The following is a 13,557-nucleotide window of genomic DNA, read 5'->3' on the forward strand; positions in this document are numbered from 1 at the left end:
CGGGAAGTCCGCTATTCTTCTACCTGTCGCCGCAGCGAGCGGAAGACAAGGCAGGTTGCCCGAGTGGCCAAAGGGAGCGGTCTGTAAAACCGTCGGCTCAGCCTACCCAGGTTCGAACCCTGGACCTGCCACCAGCAGGAAAAGTGGCCCCTGATCAGCAGAGATGCCGGTCGGGGGCTTCTTCGTTTCTTGATCCGTGAGTACCCCTGACTCCCCCCTGCTCCCCGCAAGATATGGCACGGGTGTGGCACGCGATCAAGCCTGGAACCCCGCGCGGACGCGCACGTCTCGCCTCCCTGATCATCCCGTCTGCTGGGCTTGCCTGGGTCGTGGCGGGCGGGATGATCAGCCTTCCACCTCAGCCAGCTACGGCCCTGGCCCAGGCGCGGGCGATCACCCCGGAGCCGAGGCCCCCGCCGGAGGCATTACTATCCGGGCGCTGCGGACCGCTACTCTCGAAGAGCCACCACATGGCACGCCGCACGTACCTGCGGCATTTGGATCGCGCCAGCTGACATGGACGCAGGCGCACTCGGACGTGGGGGCGACAGTTCGTCCGAGGACGGAGTCCTTATGCCGATCGATGTGGTGGTCTGCATGGTCATCCTGGTAGTTGTCGCGCTCGTAGCCGTCGCAGCCTTGGCGGCGATCTTCTCTAAGAAGGCCGTGCGGCGTAAGGCTGCCATGGGGGTGCTGGATCGTTTGCTGTCCGCGCTCGTGGAACTCCTGCGAGGGCGCGCGGTGTAGATGCGCGGCCCGAGCCGCCGCCGTCCGGGACCGGCCCCCAGGCCGCACGCCCGGACGGCGGGCGGGCGAGGCGCCGCGTTGCGGCGGCGCGTCGCGCCGCCGCCTTGATTCCTATGAGCACAATTCGGCAGCACAATCGGTGGTCACAAGCCTGTGACGGTGCTGCGGCGTTCGATGAAGACGACGTCGCGCCAGCGGTCGTGGTGGCGGCCGACCTGGTGGCGGATGCCGACGACGCGGAAGCCGGCCTTCTCGTGGAGGCGCAGGCTGGCGGTGTTCTCGGGGAAGACGCCCGACTGGATGGTCCAGATGCCCTCGGCCTCGGTGGACTGGATCAGGGCGTTCAGCAGCGCCAGCCCGACTCCGCGGCCACCGTGGTCGGGGTGGACGTACACGGAGTGCTCGACCACTCCGGCGTAGACGCATCGGTCGGAGACTGTACTGGCGGCGACCCAGCCGATTACCTGGCCGGTGGAGGCGTCTACGGCGACATGCCGGTGGGACGGCAGCTTCGCGGCGTCGAACGCTTCCCAGGCCGGTGCCGTGGTCTCGAAGCTGGCGTTGCCGCCGTCGAGACCGGCCTGGTAGATGACGAGGACCTGGGCGGCGTCAGCCTCCTGCATGGGGCGGATGGTGACGCCGGGCGGGGCGGAGGGCTTGGACCCCTGGACGATCGCCGAGTGCAGGCCACCGGTCGCGGCGTGGGTGCGCGTGATCGTGTACGTGGTGAACCCGGTCTCTGCGAGCAGGGCGCGGTACTCGGCTTCCGTGAGGGTGCCGACCGAGCAGCCGACGAGGTGTTCGGCCTCGGCGCGCTGGGCGGGGTCGAGTCCGTCGTCGGCGATGACATCGGAGACGCCGAGCCTGCCGCCGGGCTTGAGCACGCGGAATGCCTCGGCGAGCACACGGGGTTTGTCGGCGGACAGGTTGATCACGCAGTTGGAGATGATGACGTCCACGCTGCCGTCGGGGAGCGGGATGTCCTCGATGTTGCCGTGCAGGAACTCGACGTTGGTCGCTCCGGCCTCGGTGGCATTGGCCCTGGCCAGTTCGATCATCTCGGGGGTGGCGTCCAGGCCGTACGCCTTGCCGGTCGGGCCGACTCTGCGGGCCGACAGCAGGACGTCGATGCCGCCGCCCGATCCCAGGTCGAGGACGGTTTCGCCGGGCTGGAGGTCGGCGACGGCGACCGGGTTGCCGCATCCCAGGCTGGCCCGCAGGGCTCCGTCGGGCAGGCCGGTGGTGTCGTCGTAGCCGGCCGCGCCGAAGCAGCCGTCGGTGAACTCCTGCGGCTCGCAGTCGATGACCTGTTTGCCTGCCTGGGCGGCTTTGGCCAGTTCGCCGTAGTGGTTGACGACACCGGCTCTGACTGCTTCCACGTTCTCGGACATGTCTTCTCCCTTCAGCAGGGCGGCGCAGGGTCGGGAACGGGGCGGCCCATGACGACGTCGGCGGCGGTGGGAAAGCACTCCACGCAGGCGTCGTTGATCCGGTACAGGCTGGCCGTCCCGCGATGCTCGACCAGGACGAACCCCACCTCGGCCAGTACCTTCAAGTGCGCGGAGACGGTCGATTGCCCGACTTCGACGGCCTCCACGATCTCCTTGACCGCCATCGGCGTCTGGGCGCGGGCGAGCAGGGTCACGATCTGGATGCGTGTGGCGTCGGCCAGGGCTTTGAACCAACTGGCGTACTCGGCGGCGGTGGCCCGGTCGAGCGGCCTCGTTTCCTCATTCATCGTTCATCGACGATAAACGATGAAGTGCCTGTTGCGGAAGAACGAGAAACCGGCCCGGCGGATGCCGGGCCGGTCTGAGATGACGTCGTTCTAGTGGGCGGGGACGAGTTCGGCGAGCAGGTCGCGTACGCGGCGGTCGATCTCGTCGCGGATCGGACGGACCTGGTCGATGGGCTTGCCTGCGGGGTCGTCAAGCTGCCAATCGAGGTAGCGCTTGCCGGGGAAGATCGGGCAGGCGTCCCCGCAGCCCATGGTGATGACGACGTCGGCGGCCTGGACGGCCTCGGTCGTCAGCGGCTTGGGGAACTCCTTGGACAGGTCGAGACCGAGTTCGTTCATGACGGCGATCACGGCAGGGTTGATCGTGTCGGCCGGGGCCGATCCAGCGGACCGGACTCGTACCCGACCGGCGGCGTGGTGGTCGAGCAGGGCGGCGGCCATCTGGGAGCGTCCGGCGTTGTGCACGCAGACGAACAGCACCTCGGGGATGTCGGACATGTGGGCTCCTTGACGGGCTCAGCGGCAGGGGTCAGGACGAGTGCGGCACGACGACGTCATGGTCACGGTCGTCCTGACGGGCATCGGCTCCGGCCGTGCCGAATGCGGGATACAGGGCGACGGCGATGACGGCTCCGACGAGGGCGCCGAGCAGTTGGGCGGCGACGAACGCGGCAATGGAGGACGGGGCGATCCCGGCGAAGGTGTCGGAGAAGCCTCGGGCGATCGTCACGGCAGGGTTGGCGAAGCTGGTGGAGCTGGTGAACCAGTACGCGGCCCCGATGTACGCGCCGACGAGCGGCGGGGCCAGATGTGCGCGGCCCTGTCGGGCCAGGGCGACGATGAGCGCGACCAGGCCGGCAGTGGCGACGACCTCGCCGAGCCACAGCGACGGGCCCGACCGAACGTGCGTGGAGGCGGTCACGGGGGGCAGGGCGAACATGAGGTTGGCCAGCACTGCCCCGGCGATGCCTCCGGCGACCTGGGCGGGCAGGTAGGCGACGACCTCGCGGGCGGTCAGCCCGCTCCGGTCGCGGCGTCCGAGCAGCCAGTCGACCAGGGAGACAACCGGGTTGAGGTGCGCGCCGGAGATCGGCCCGACCAGGATGATGATGACCGGCAGAGCAGCCGCGGTGGCCGCGCTGTTGGCCAGCAGTTGTACCCCGACGTCCTGGGACAGGCGTACGGCCATCACGCCCGACCCGATCACCACGGCGACGAGCAGGCCGGTCCCGAGGAACTCGGCGAAAGCCCGCCGTCCGATGCTCGCGGTCACGCCGTACCGGCGAGGACGGGCGACGCCGGGCCGATCAGGGCCGACATGCGGGCCAGAACTTCGGGCTTGATCCAGTAGTACACCCACGTGCCCCGGCGCTCGGAGTCGATGAGCCCGGCCTGCTTGAGGACCTTGAGGTGATGGCTGATCGTCGGCGGGGTCAGGTCGAAAGCCGCCGTCAGGTCACACACACAGGTCTCGCCGCCCTCGTGGCAGGCGATCAGCGACAAAAGGCGCAGCCGTACGGGATCGGCGATCGCCTTGAACAACGGGGCCAGCTCGGCGGCCTCACTCTCCGACAACGGCTCGCACGCCAGCGGGGCACAGCACGCCGAACCGGACACGTTCACGCCTGCGTCGATGATCGGCAGCTCTTGCTTCGACATACCTCTAATTTGACACAGGTCTAGGCAAGGGCACAAACTCCGGGTATCCGTTGATTAGAAGTTCATCGAAGCAGGCGGGTATGGCTTCGGCTGCCTGTCGCTTCACGGCCAAGGGAGGACACCCATGTCCCGTGTTCAACTCGCTCTGCGCGTCGCCGACCTGGAAGGTTCGATCGCGTTCTACTCCAAGCTGTTCGGTGTCGAGCCCGCCAAGCGGCGGCCCGGCTACGCCAACTTCGCCATCGCCGAGCCCCCGCTGAAGCTCGTCCTGCTGGAGGGTGAGGCGGGCGAGCCGACGCGGATGGACCACCTCGGCGTCGAGGTCGAGGACACCGCGCAGGTCACGGCGGCGACCGAGCGGCTGAAGGAGGCCGGCCTGGCGACCTTCGAGGAGAACGACACCACCTGCTGTTACGCCCTTCAGGACAAGGTGTGGGTCCACGGTCCCGGGAACGAGCCCTGGGAGGTGTACGTGGTCAAGGCCGACGCCGACACCCTCACCAAGGAGGCTGACTCCGTCTGCTGCGCCACCGACGACGCCGAAAAGGAGACGGTGAGCGCGGGTAAGTCCTGCTGCTAGGCAAGACGGAAGACGCCCGGCGATCATCACTAACCTCGGGCTTTCGCGGCGAAAGCCCGAGGCTAACCTGACCTACGGCTGTGCGCCCACCGCCTTCGTCGAGGCCGTCGTGGTGGCCGCCGCGTACCGCCGTAGAGGCGTAGCCACCGCGATCATGCGCCGGCTCCTCAATGATGCTCGATCTGCCGGATGCAACAAGGTGCAGCTCCTGTCCCACAAGCGTCACGCCACCGATGGTGCTCACCACCTCTACACCTCGCTGGGCTTCGAGCCGGAAGCGGAGGGCTTTCGGCTCTATCTCCGAGAGGTTCCTGCCGCCGTTCAGGCCGCCAGGCTGACACAGCGCTGAGCGCCGCTCCCGAGAACGCCAAACAAAGGACCCCGGAACGCTTTCGGGGTCCCAACCAACTGTGTGGCAGGTATCTCACACCGCCAGGGCGTCATCGATCCTCCGGTCGGCGTCGAGGCACTTCATATGAACCCGCAGGAGGACGTCGACGCTGGGCTCGGCTACGTCGGAGGCCGAGACTCCAGAGGTGTGAACGACTCTGAACGCGCCCGGGACATATGAAGCGAACTGCATGGGCTGTCGGCCTGTGGACTTCGTCGCGAGGGCCGATTCCCGCCAGTTTTTGAGCAAGGGGAGCGGAAGCATGGGTGCCCGATGGCGTGCGGCCTTGGAGAAGCCGGGCGTTCGATCGGGTGCCCCGGGAGGGCCCGTCCTTGCCGGGGAGAACGGGGGAGTTCGATGCGGCCGAGGTTGCCCGGGGGCGGGCCGGGGGGACGGGGATGGGTGATCATCCTGTCGGCCCAGTTCGTGATCATGTTAGACGCGTCGATCGTCACCGTCGCGCTGCCGGACATCCAGCATGAGCTCGGCTTTTCCGCGTCAGGTGTGCAGGCCGTCGTCACCGCCTACAACGTCGCTTTCGGGGGTGCGCTCATACTCGGGGGCAGGTTGGGGGACATTTTCGGGCGGCGCCGCTTCTTCATCCTGGGCATGGTCGGGTTCGCCTCGTCCTCGTTGCTGTGCGGCCTGTCCGTGGACGCCGCCATGCTCGTGGCCTGCCGTGTCCTGCAGGGCTTCTCGGCGGCGGTCATCGCTCCGACCGCGTTGGCCCTGCTGGCCGATTTGTTTCCTGAGGGGGCGGCGAGGGCCAGGGCGATGAGCAGGTTCGGCATCGCCATCGTGCTGGGATTTGTCGGCGGTCTGGTGCTCAGCGGGCTGCTGGTGGACTCGCTGGGCTGGCAGAGCGTTTTTTACGTCACGGTCCCGGTCGGCGCACTGGTGGCGGTGTTGATCCCCCGTCTCATCCCGCCCGCTCCGTCGGCTCCGGGACGCGGCCGGCTCGATGTGCTGGGCGCGGTACTGATCACCGTGGGGGTCGCGCTGGTCGTCGTCGCGCCCACCCAGGGAAGCGCCCGGGGATGGACATCTCCTCAGTGCGTCGTCTCCTTAGTCGCCGGGCTCTGCGTGCTGGTGCTCTTTCTCCTCGTGGAACGCCGTCACCCGGACCCGTTGGTCCGTCTCGGGCTGTTCCGGTCGGGCATGCTGCGGGCCGCCAATGTCGTGACGCTGGCCTCGGGGCTGCTGTCCGGTTCGGCGTATCTTCTGGTCACCCTGTACCTGCAGGAGGTCATGGGCTGTACGCCCGTGCAGGTGGGGCTCATCGTGGCGCCCATCGGTCTCGTGAACGTCGGGTTCGGCATGGTCCTCGGACGGCTGATCCCGCGTGTCGGCCTGGCGGCGTCGCTCACCGGCGCGACCGTGTCCGCCGGCCTGCTCGTTGCCCTGGTCGCCTCGCAGGTGGCGGTGGCGCAGAACCTGGTGCTGTTCGGAATCGTGCTGTTTCCCCTGGGCATGTCGATCCTCGCCACCACGGTCGGCTCCACCCTCGCGGCCACGGCGGGGGTCACACCTCGGGAGCAGGGCCTGGCGGCGGGTGTGCGGCAGACCTCCTTCCAACTCGGCATCGCCCTCGGTGTCGCCGGGCTGCTGTCGCTGGCGTCCAGCCGGACCAGCGTGATGGAAGGGGAGGGCATCGCGCACAGGCAGGCCCTGGCAGCCGGGTACCAGACTGCCCTGTACGTGCTCGCCGTACTGGTGCTCATGGCGGCAATCGTCACGTTCGCGGAGGTGCGTAACCACAAGAAGGCGGCCGCTATCCCTCGTGCGCCTGCGACAACCACCTGACTGCCGGAGGCGACCTTTCTCTCTGGTCCTGTCGGAGGGGTCTGTCAGGCTGGGGCCATGACGCGCGAGGGTGTTCCGGTGTTCCTTCAGATCACGGACGGACGGGAGATGTCTCCCGACCTGCGGCGGGAGTTGCTCGAGTGCTGGGTCACGGTGACCAACGCCGGGGGCGCGGCCGGCTTCCCCTTTCCTCCTGTCACCTTCGATGAGGTCGCGGTGGTGGCCGATCAGCTCATCGCCGGCCTCGATCCGGAGCGCAGCCGGTTCCTCCTGGCCCACGTCCATGGGTCGCTTGCCGGCTGGCTGAACGTACGCAGGAACACCGACCCGCTGATCGCTCACTGGGGCACGGTTCATCACGTCCAGACACACACGAAGTTTCGTAGCAGGGGCATCGGTGCCGCGCTGATGCGCCAGGTGCGGCATGTGGCCCGGGAAGAGATGGGCCTCGAGCAACTTCACCTCGCCGCCCGAGGCGGTGTGGGCCTCGAAGACTTCTATGGGCGGCTCGGTTGGAAGGAGATCGGCCGCTGGCCCAATGCGCTACGGCTCGCCCCCGGCGATGATCGCGACGAGATCCTCATGATGCTTGAGCTCTGACCACGTGTACGGCATCGGCTCAGTTCGCTGTTTCCCTTTCGGGAAGCTCGATGGGACGGCGAGCGCTCCTCATTCCCGCGAGTGCGGTGAGGAGGGACGGTGGTGCGCCGGCTGCGAAGGATGCGGCCAGGGTGAGTCGTCCTATGAGCAGTCCCTCGGGAGCCTCGGGCCTTGTCCGCCGACGTGTAGGCCGTGGTGAGGACCGGAGCGACGAACAGCCCTGCAAAGCCGACCGGCAAGGACAGCGCGAGAGGTCAAGCGCCTGTCATTGCTGGGCGTGACCCGACGGCTCGAGGTCGTCGGGGTCGGGCACGGCCAGGAGGAACTCGGCGCCGTGTTCGAGCATCTGGGCTGTTTCGGCCGAGCGCGGGAGCATCGATTTCTCGTAGCTGCGTACGGCGTCGTCGATGGTGGAGGAGTGGACGAGTGCGAGCGCCAGTTCACCGGCGTCGAGCATGGCGAGGTTGACGCCGACACCCAGCGGCGGCATGAGGTGTGCGGCATCACCGAGGAGCGTCACGCTGGGCGAGTGCTCCCATGTGTGCGGCACCGGCAGGGCAAAGAGCGGACGATCGACGTAGGCGCCGTCGTTGTCGGTGATCATCTGGCGCAGTCGTGGCGACCAGGCCGCGTACTCGCGGAGTAGATGCGCGCGGATGCCCTCGGTGTCCTCGGGGCGAAGCCCGTTCGCCGCGATCCAGTCCACGGGGACGCGCCGCATGACGTAGACCCGCATGTGGCCGCCGCTGTTCCGCTGTGCGAAGAGGCCACGCTCCCCGTCGGCGGCGTGGGCGCTGCCCCTCCCGACCAGTTCGGAAAGCTCGGGGTGCGCGTTGTCCATGTCGTCGAACCACGCCTCGAGGAAGCTGACCCCGACGTAGCGCGGTGTCGCGGGCGACACCGCGGCGCGGACGCGGGAGAAGGCGCCGTCCGCACCGATCACTAGATCCGCCTCGGCGGCCGTTCCGTCGGTGAACGTCAACGTTCGCGGCCCGCCGGCCGGGCCGCTCACTGACTCGAGGGTGCGTCCCCACTGAACCGTCCCCGCGGCGAGCGAGCGCAGCAGGAGATCGCGAAGCTGTCCGCGGTCGATCTCGGGGCTGACCCTTTCGCCCTCGTCCGGCAGATGGTGGGTAAGAACGCGTCCGGCTGAATCCATGCGCCGCATTTCCTGCCCCTCGAACCTGGCGAGCGCGAAGAACTCCTCCAGCAGGCCCGCTTCACGGAGCGCGAGCTGGCCGTCTTCCTCGTGCAGGTCGAGCGAGCCTCCCTGGTCGCGGGAGTCCGCATCCGGATCCCGGTCGTACACCGTCACCGGAATGCCGTGCTGCTGCAGGATGCGTGCGCACGTGAGGCCTCCCGGGCCGGCGCCGATGATGCTGATCCGCGCGTTCGCGGGTGTCGGAGAGTTCACGGTGGATTCCCTTCGTCGTCGGGTTCCCGGCGACGCCTCGGCGCGGCGACGACCGGTGCCGCGCCCCCATGGGACGGCAACCCCTGTGGAGACCACCAAAGCAGAAGCGAGTCAAAAAGTGCAACCGATACAGTTTCTGTCTCAGTCCAGTTCTGGAGTACAGTGACGCCATGCCCGACTCTCCGACCGTTGGCCGTCGCGAGCGCAAGAAGGCCGCGACGAGGCAGGCCATCGCCGACGCCGCCCTGGAGCTCTTCCTGGAGCACGGTTTCGAACGAGTGAGCGTCCGCGATGTCGCCGAGAGGGCCGATGTGTCGACGACGACCCTCTTCGCGCACTTTCCGAGCAAAGAGGCGCTGGTCTTCGACCGCGAGGAGGAAGTCGAGGCGGCGCTGACCGCCGCCGTGCGTGAACGGCCCAAGGACCAGAGCGTGATCGAGGCGCTCCGCGCCCACGCGCTGGAGTCCTGGGTGCGGACCGTGTCGGATCCTCGTCTGCGGGAGTTCCACACACTGGTGGACCGGACGCCCGCGCTGCGCGATTACGCGGAGCGCATGTGGATGCGACACGCGGCCGCCCTCGGCGCCGTGATCGCGGAGGAAGTCGGGCGGGAGGCGGATGATCTCGCATGTTCGGCTCTCGCGCGGTTCGTCCTGGAAATCCCGACTCTGGTCCACGGCCGGCACGATCCGCGCGCGGCTGTGGAGACGGTGTTCGACCTGCTGATCCACGGCTGGCGGTCACAGTGCGATTCGGGACTGAGGTAGTGAGGTCTTCCCCCGGTAGCGCGTTCCAGCGAATAAGGGAAAACCGCGCCGATCGACGTTTGTGGTGCCGGTGAACGGAAAACAGCCCCCCGGAAGAATGGTCCGTCGGGCATTCTCGAACTCAATCAATTCGAGAAATGTCTGAATTCGGGACAGTGGTACGTTTCGTGGGGGAGAAAATGCCCAAGTGTCCTAATGTTGTTGGGTTCCTTATGCTTGGCACCGCGCTGTCCGGTGGGGCCATACCCTTGGGCACTCCCGCAATCGCCGCGTCCGCCGGGGGCGCCGTCGTGACCGGCCTCGACGTCGATCACCCGGTCGTACGCGATCACGCCCGAGCGCATGGGCGCCATCGCGTCAAGCAGCGGCAGTCGGAGCGTGAGCGGCAGCGCCAACGGCAGAACCTGCTCCGCGACGTCACGCTTGCCCTTACACCGATGCAGAAGGGTGGGACGGATTCGCGGGCTCTGCCGTACAACTGGCAAAAGCGGACACGACCGCGAACTCCTCCAGCGATCAGAACAGCCTGTCGGACATCGCGAACCGGCCCGCCCAGAAATCGGACTCCCTGGCCACCGGCGACACGAGCCATTCCACGCAGAAATCGGACCCACCGGCCACGTCATCGGCACCGGAGGGTGATGCCGCCGGTGCGGAGATGCTGGCGTACCTGCGGGATCTGGCGGCGAAGAAGCAGTTCACCGGCTCGGCGCTGGTCGTACGGCGTGGGCGGGTGCTGGCTCGCTTCGCCGCCGGCGAGGCCGACGAGAAGAAACACATCCCCAACCGGCTGGACACGGTCTACCGGATCGCCTCGGTCACCAAGCAGTTCACCTCGATGATCGTGCTGAAGCTGCGCGACCGTGGGCTGCTCGGCCTGGACGACCGGATCTGTCCGTATCTCGTGCCGGGATACATCGACGCCTGCCCGACGGCGTGGCGGCCCATCACGATCCGCGAGATCCTCACGCACACCTCGGGCATCCCCGACATCCAGCAGCTGCCCGGCTTCTATGCCAAGCTCTCTCAGCCGACCACGACCCGCAAGCTCATCCAGCGGTTCGTGAACCTGCCGCTGGACTTCAAGCCCGGCACGAGCTGGAAGTACAGCAACTCCGGCTACATCCTGGCCGGGGCGATCATCCAGTCGGTGACGCACAAGCCCTACGGCACCGTGCTGCACGACGAGATCACCGGCCCGCTGCACCTCGAGCACACCGGTTACAGCAGGGGGAATCCGCCCGACGGGTACGCGAAGGGCTACTTCACGCTCGGACAGCCCGCCCCACCCATCAACGGCTCCGAGGCGTTCTCCGCGACCGGCATCTACTCCACCATCGACGACATCGCCCGCTGGGACCGGGCGTTCGGCTCGTACACGGTCGCGCCACCCGCCACGGTCAAGCAGGCGTTCACGCCGCAGGCGAAGTGCCCTTCCACCGGCTGCCTCAACCTGCCGTCGAGCGCGTACGCCTTCGGCTGGCTCGTCGACCGGCTCCAGGGGCACCGGCTCCGGTATCACCCGGGTCTCCTCCAGGGCTACGCGGCGAGCAACATGTACCTGCCCGATGACGACATCGAGGTGGTCCTGCTCAGCAACGTGCAGGACACCGATACCGCCGGCATCGCCCGCCACCTCGCCACGCTGGCCCTCGGTCTCTGAGAATCTACAGAGGGGTGGAGCCGGTGGTCTCGGGCACGAAGGCGATGCCGTCGAAGTGCTCGACGAGCACCGTGGACATGTAGCTGAGTTTGTGGGTGAACCGCCTCGCCACCGCCCCGTAGCCACGCATGTGGAGGGGCTCGCCGAGCCACCGGGCCACGGCCTCCGGCCGTGGCCCGCTCCGCAGATCGATCACGTGATCACCCGGATGAGCGGTGGCCAGGCGAGCCTCCACGATCGTCGGTCTCCGGACGAGCGGGACGCGGAAGGTGACCGGAGGCTTGGCCGGGTCCACCTTTCCGAATCGTGGCCGGCGGGCCCGGAACCGGCCCGTTCCGAAGAGCACGCCGAGTGCGTAGTACGCCTCACCATGGCGCTGCCTGAGGTGCAGACCCATCGCGGGCACCGACCCGCCGCTGTGGCTGCCCTTCATGATGTGGCCGTTGTGCGCCCAGAGGGCGACCTTGGCGTCCGGGTCGGACAGGAGCAGGTCCACGTTGTCGGCGAGAAAGCGGTCACGGGCGACGCTCACGGTCTGTGCGGGGTCCGAGTGCCGGAGCGGCCGGCTCGCGAGGTCGGCGCACTGGCGCACGATCCGCGCATGCGCCGGCGCCTCAAACGGGACGGAGGCGCCGGCCAGGAAGTCCTCCACGCGGCGGGCGTCGGCTTCGATCCGCCGGTCGAGCGGTGGGCCGACGCCCAGGCGCTTCCCGGCGAGGGGAGCGAGGGGGTCGAGCAGGCCCGGCGCGTCATCGCCGAGGTAGGTACGCAGGGCGTCCAGCGATGTCGCCGGATACTGCGGGTCGATCCCCACGAACCGTACCTTCCGCGCGGCGGTGCGGTTGTGGTCGCGCAGCCACTCGACGACCGTCAGCATCTCCGCCGTGTGCAACGTCCAGAAGCCCAGCCCGGCGAGAGCTTCGACCGGATCGCCGGAGCCGCCCTGCACGTAGTCGTCCACCTCTGTGGATGCCGAGGCGCTGGCCTCCACCGCGAGCGTCGTGAAGCCCAGTTCCTCGACCAGGAACTCCAGCAACCGGTGCCTGATCAGGAAGAATTCCCGGCTGCCATGCGTGGCCTCGCCGAGCCCCACCACCCGCACGCCGTCCAGTGCGGCGCGGAACGGCGCCAGGTCGGCGGTTCCTGCGCCCGGTTTCAGGCCGTTCAGGGGTATCGCTCGCGCCCTGAGCCACGCCGCCACCTCGTCCTCGGTCGTCGTGCCGGACACGGTGGGTCAGCGACCCGTGACGGTGCTGCGGCGTTCGAGGAGGACGACGTCGCGCCAGCGGTCGTGGTGGCGGCCGATGTGGTGGCGGGTGCCGACGACGCGGAAGCCGGCCTTCTCGTGCAGGCGCAGGCTGGGGGTGTTCTCGGGGAAGATGCCCGACTGGATGGTCCAGATGCCCGCGGCCTCGGTGGACTGGATGAGGGTGCTCAACAGCGCCAGTCCGACTCCGCGGCCACCGTGATCGGGGTGGACGTACACGGAGTGCTCGACCACGCCGGCGTAGACGCAGCGGGAGGAGACGGCGCTGACGGCGATCCAGCCGACGACCTCCCCGCTGACGGCGTCGGCGGCGACGTGCCGGTGGAGTGGCAGCTTCGCGGCGTCGAACGCCTGCCAGGTCGGTGCCGTGGTCTCGAAACTGGCGTTTCCGCCGTCGAGACCGGCCTGGTAGATGGCGAGGACCTGCGCCGCGTCGGTCTCCCGCATGGGGCGGATGAGGATGGCTCTCACCCTGTCGACATGCTCGGACACGTGCTCCTCCAATCAGCGTCGCGCTGTCTCGGCGAAGGCGTTCGATGCGGGCGTGAGCAGGGCCGACATGCGGGCCAGTGCGGCGGGGTCGATCCAGTAGTAGACCCAGGTGCCCCGGCGCTCGGAGTCGATGAGCCCGGCCTGCTTGAGGACCTTGAGGTGATGGCTGATCGTCGGCGGGGTGAGGTCGAAGGCCGCCGTCAGGTCGCACACGCACGTCTCACCGCCCTCGTGGCAGGCGATCAGCGACAGCAGGCGCAGCCGTACGGGATCGGCGACGGCCTTGAACAGTGGCGCGAGCCCGGCGGCCTCGCTCTCGGACAGCGGCGCGCAGCCCAGCGGCGCGCAACAGGCATCGACGATCGGCAGCTCTTGCTTCGACACACCTCTAATTTGACATCAATCTATGCAAGCTCGCAAACTGCGGGCATCCTGT

At 68.2% G+C, this 13,557-nt stretch carries 16 protein-coding genes and 1 tRNA gene; 8 read left to right on the plus strand and 9 right to left on the minus strand.

Going from position 1 to position 13,557, the window contains the following annotated elements; all coding sequences use genetic code 11:
• Positions 1–49: 49 nt before the first annotated feature.
• Together HHX35_RS08610 and HHX35_RS08615 are read left to right on the plus strand one after the other, a co-directional pair.
• Positions 50–134, plus strand: a tRNA-Tyr gene (locus HHX35_RS08610).
• Positions 135–573: 439 nt separating this feature from the next.
• Positions 574–747: a hypothetical protein gene (locus HHX35_RS08615; RefSeq protein WP_182898281.1), complete on the plus strand. Its 174-nt coding sequence runs from the start codon at positions 574–576 to the stop codon at positions 745–747.
• A gap of 143 nt (positions 748–890) precedes the next feature.
• Here the strand turns inward: HHX35_RS08615 and arsM are convergent, their stop codons facing one another.
• From arsM to HHX35_RS08640, 5 genes are all read right to left on the minus strand, one after another.
• On the minus strand, positions 891–2,138 hold the full coding sequence (gene arsM, locus HHX35_RS08620) for an arsenite methyltransferase (RefSeq protein ID WP_182898282.1): 1,248 nt from the start codon (positions 2,136–2,138) through the stop codon (positions 891–893).
• An 11-nt stretch (positions 2,139–2,149) separates the two neighbouring features.
• The gene (locus HHX35_RS08625; protein WP_182898283.1) at positions 2,150–2,485 is read right to left on the minus strand and encodes a helix-turn-helix transcriptional regulator; all 336 of its coding nucleotides are present in this window, start codon (positions 2,483–2,485) and stop codon (positions 2,150–2,152) included.
• A gap of 90 nt (positions 2,486–2,575) precedes the next feature.
• Complete coding sequence (locus HHX35_RS08630) at positions 2,576–2,983, minus strand: arsenate reductase ArsC (RefSeq protein ID WP_182898284.1); 408 nt, start codon at positions 2,981–2,983, stop codon at positions 2,576–2,578.
• Between the two features lie 31 nt (positions 2,984–3,014).
• Complete coding sequence (locus tag HHX35_RS08635) at positions 3,015–3,758, minus strand: MIP/aquaporin family protein (RefSeq protein WP_182898285.1); 744 nt, start codon at positions 3,756–3,758, stop codon at positions 3,015–3,017.
• On the minus strand, positions 3,755–4,144 hold the full coding sequence (locus tag HHX35_RS08640) for a metalloregulator ArsR/SmtB family transcription factor (RefSeq protein WP_182898286.1): 390 nt from the start codon (positions 4,142–4,144) through the stop codon (positions 3,755–3,757). The genes HHX35_RS08635 and HHX35_RS08640 overlap by 4 nt, the downstream gene beginning before the upstream one ends.
• 124 nt (positions 4,145–4,268) lie before the next feature.
• Between HHX35_RS08640 and HHX35_RS08645 the strand changes: the two genes are divergently transcribed.
• The 4 genes from HHX35_RS08645 to HHX35_RS08660 all read left to right on the plus strand — a co-directional run bounded on the left by HHX35_RS08645 (position 4,269) and on the right by HHX35_RS08660 (position 7,518).
• Complete coding sequence (locus tag HHX35_RS08645) at positions 4,269–4,724, plus strand: ArsI/CadI family heavy metal resistance metalloenzyme (RefSeq protein WP_182898287.1); 456 nt, start codon at positions 4,269–4,271, stop codon at positions 4,722–4,724.
• A 67-nt stretch (positions 4,725–4,791) separates the two neighbouring features.
• Positions 4,792–5,073 carry a GNAT family N-acetyltransferase gene (locus tag HHX35_RS45095; RefSeq protein WP_396779930.1) on the plus strand — a complete coding sequence of 94 codons (282 nt, stop codon included), beginning with the start codon at positions 4,792–4,794 and terminating at the stop codon, positions 5,071–5,073.
• A 399-nt stretch (positions 5,074–5,472) separates the two neighbouring features.
• On the plus strand, positions 5,473–6,918 hold the full coding sequence (locus HHX35_RS08655) for an MFS transporter (protein ID WP_259404844.1): 1,446 nt from the start codon (positions 5,473–5,475) through the stop codon (positions 6,916–6,918).
• 57 nt (positions 6,919–6,975) lie between these two features.
• Positions 6,976–7,518 (plus strand): GNAT family N-acetyltransferase, encoded by a 543-nt coding sequence (locus tag HHX35_RS08660; protein ID WP_182898290.1) that lies wholly within the window; start codon positions 6,976–6,978, stop codon positions 7,516–7,518.
• A 265-nt stretch (positions 7,519–7,783) separates the two neighbouring features.
• Here the strand turns inward: HHX35_RS08660 and HHX35_RS08665 are convergent, their stop codons facing one another.
• Positions 7,784–8,932, minus strand: a complete 1,149-nt coding sequence (locus tag HHX35_RS08665; RefSeq protein ID WP_182898291.1) for an NAD(P)/FAD-dependent oxidoreductase — start codon at positions 8,930–8,932, stop codon at positions 7,784–7,786.
• Between the two features lie 170 nt (positions 8,933–9,102).
• Here HHX35_RS08665 and HHX35_RS08670 point away from each other — a divergent pair, with 170 nt between their 5' ends.
• Both HHX35_RS08670 and HHX35_RS08675 read left to right on the plus strand, forming a co-directional pair.
• The gene (locus HHX35_RS08670; protein WP_182898292.1) at positions 9,103–9,699 is read left to right on the plus strand and encodes a TetR/AcrR family transcriptional regulator; all 597 of its coding nucleotides are present in this window, start codon (positions 9,103–9,105) and stop codon (positions 9,697–9,699) included.
• 658 nt (positions 9,700–10,357) lie between these two features.
• On the plus strand, positions 10,358–11,362 hold the full coding sequence (locus tag HHX35_RS08675; protein WP_182898293.1) for a serine hydrolase: 1,005 nt from the start codon (positions 10,358–10,360) through the stop codon (positions 11,360–11,362).
• Positions 11,363–11,366: 4 nt separating this feature from the next.
• On the opposite strand, the gene HHX35_RS08680 is transcribed toward HHX35_RS08675, so the two are convergent.
• From HHX35_RS08680 to HHX35_RS08690, 3 genes are read right to left on the minus strand one after another with little or no spacing between them, the layout of a single operon-like run.
• A complete protein-coding gene (locus HHX35_RS08680) occupies positions 11,367–12,590 on the minus strand; it encodes an erythromycin esterase family protein (RefSeq protein WP_220505125.1) in 1,224 nt (407 codons plus the stop codon).
• Positions 12,591–12,596: 6 nt separating this feature from the next.
• A complete protein-coding gene (locus tag HHX35_RS08685; protein WP_310738963.1) occupies positions 12,597–13,121 on the minus strand; it encodes a GNAT family N-acetyltransferase in 525 nt (174 codons plus the stop codon).
• Between the two features lie 12 nt (positions 13,122–13,133).
• Entirely contained in the window at positions 13,134–13,505 is a 372-nt protein-coding gene (locus HHX35_RS08690) for a helix-turn-helix transcriptional regulator (RefSeq protein WP_182898294.1), read from the minus strand.
• Positions 13,506–13,557 lie beyond the last annotated feature (52 nt).

Source organism: Microbispora sp. H10830 (genome assembly GCF_014161375.1).
GTDB lineage: Bacteria > Actinomycetota > Actinomycetes > Streptosporangiales > Streptosporangiaceae > Microbispora > Microbispora catharanthi.

Excerpts from the sequence above, each read along its gene's own strand:
- HHX35_RS08615 (WP_182898281.1), top strand. The coding sequence starts at position 574 with ATGCCGATCGATGTGGTGGTCTGCATGGTCATCCTGGTAGTTGTCGCG.
- arsM (WP_182898282.1), bottom strand. The coding sequence starts at position 2,138 with ATGTCCGAGAACGTGGAAGCAGTCAGAGCCGGTGTCGTCAACCACTAC.
- HHX35_RS08625 (WP_182898283.1), bottom strand. The coding sequence starts at position 2,485 with ATGAATGAGGAAACGAGGCCGCTCGACCGGGCCACCGCCGCCGAGTAC.
- HHX35_RS08630 (WP_182898284.1), bottom strand. The coding sequence starts at position 2,983 with ATGTCCGACATCCCCGAGGTGCTGTTCGTCTGCGTGCACAACGCCGGA.
- HHX35_RS08640 (WP_182898286.1), bottom strand. The coding sequence starts at position 4,144 with ATGTCGAAGCAAGAGCTGCCGATCATCGACGCAGGCGTGAACGTGTCC.
- HHX35_RS08645 (WP_182898287.1), top strand. The coding sequence starts at position 4,269 with ATGTCCCGTGTTCAACTCGCTCTGCGCGTCGCCGACCTGGAAGGTTCG.
- HHX35_RS08655 (WP_259404844.1), top strand. The coding sequence starts at position 5,473 with ATGCGGCCGAGGTTGCCCGGGGGCGGGCCGGGGGGACGGGGATGGGTG.
- HHX35_RS08660 (WP_182898290.1), top strand. The coding sequence starts at position 6,976 with ATGACGCGCGAGGGTGTTCCGGTGTTCCTTCAGATCACGGACGGACGG.
- HHX35_RS08670 (WP_182898292.1), top strand. The coding sequence starts at position 9,103 with ATGCCCGACTCTCCGACCGTTGGCCGTCGCGAGCGCAAGAAGGCCGCG.
- HHX35_RS08675 (WP_182898293.1), top strand. The coding sequence starts at position 10,358 with ATGCTGGCGTACCTGCGGGATCTGGCGGCGAAGAAGCAGTTCACCGGC.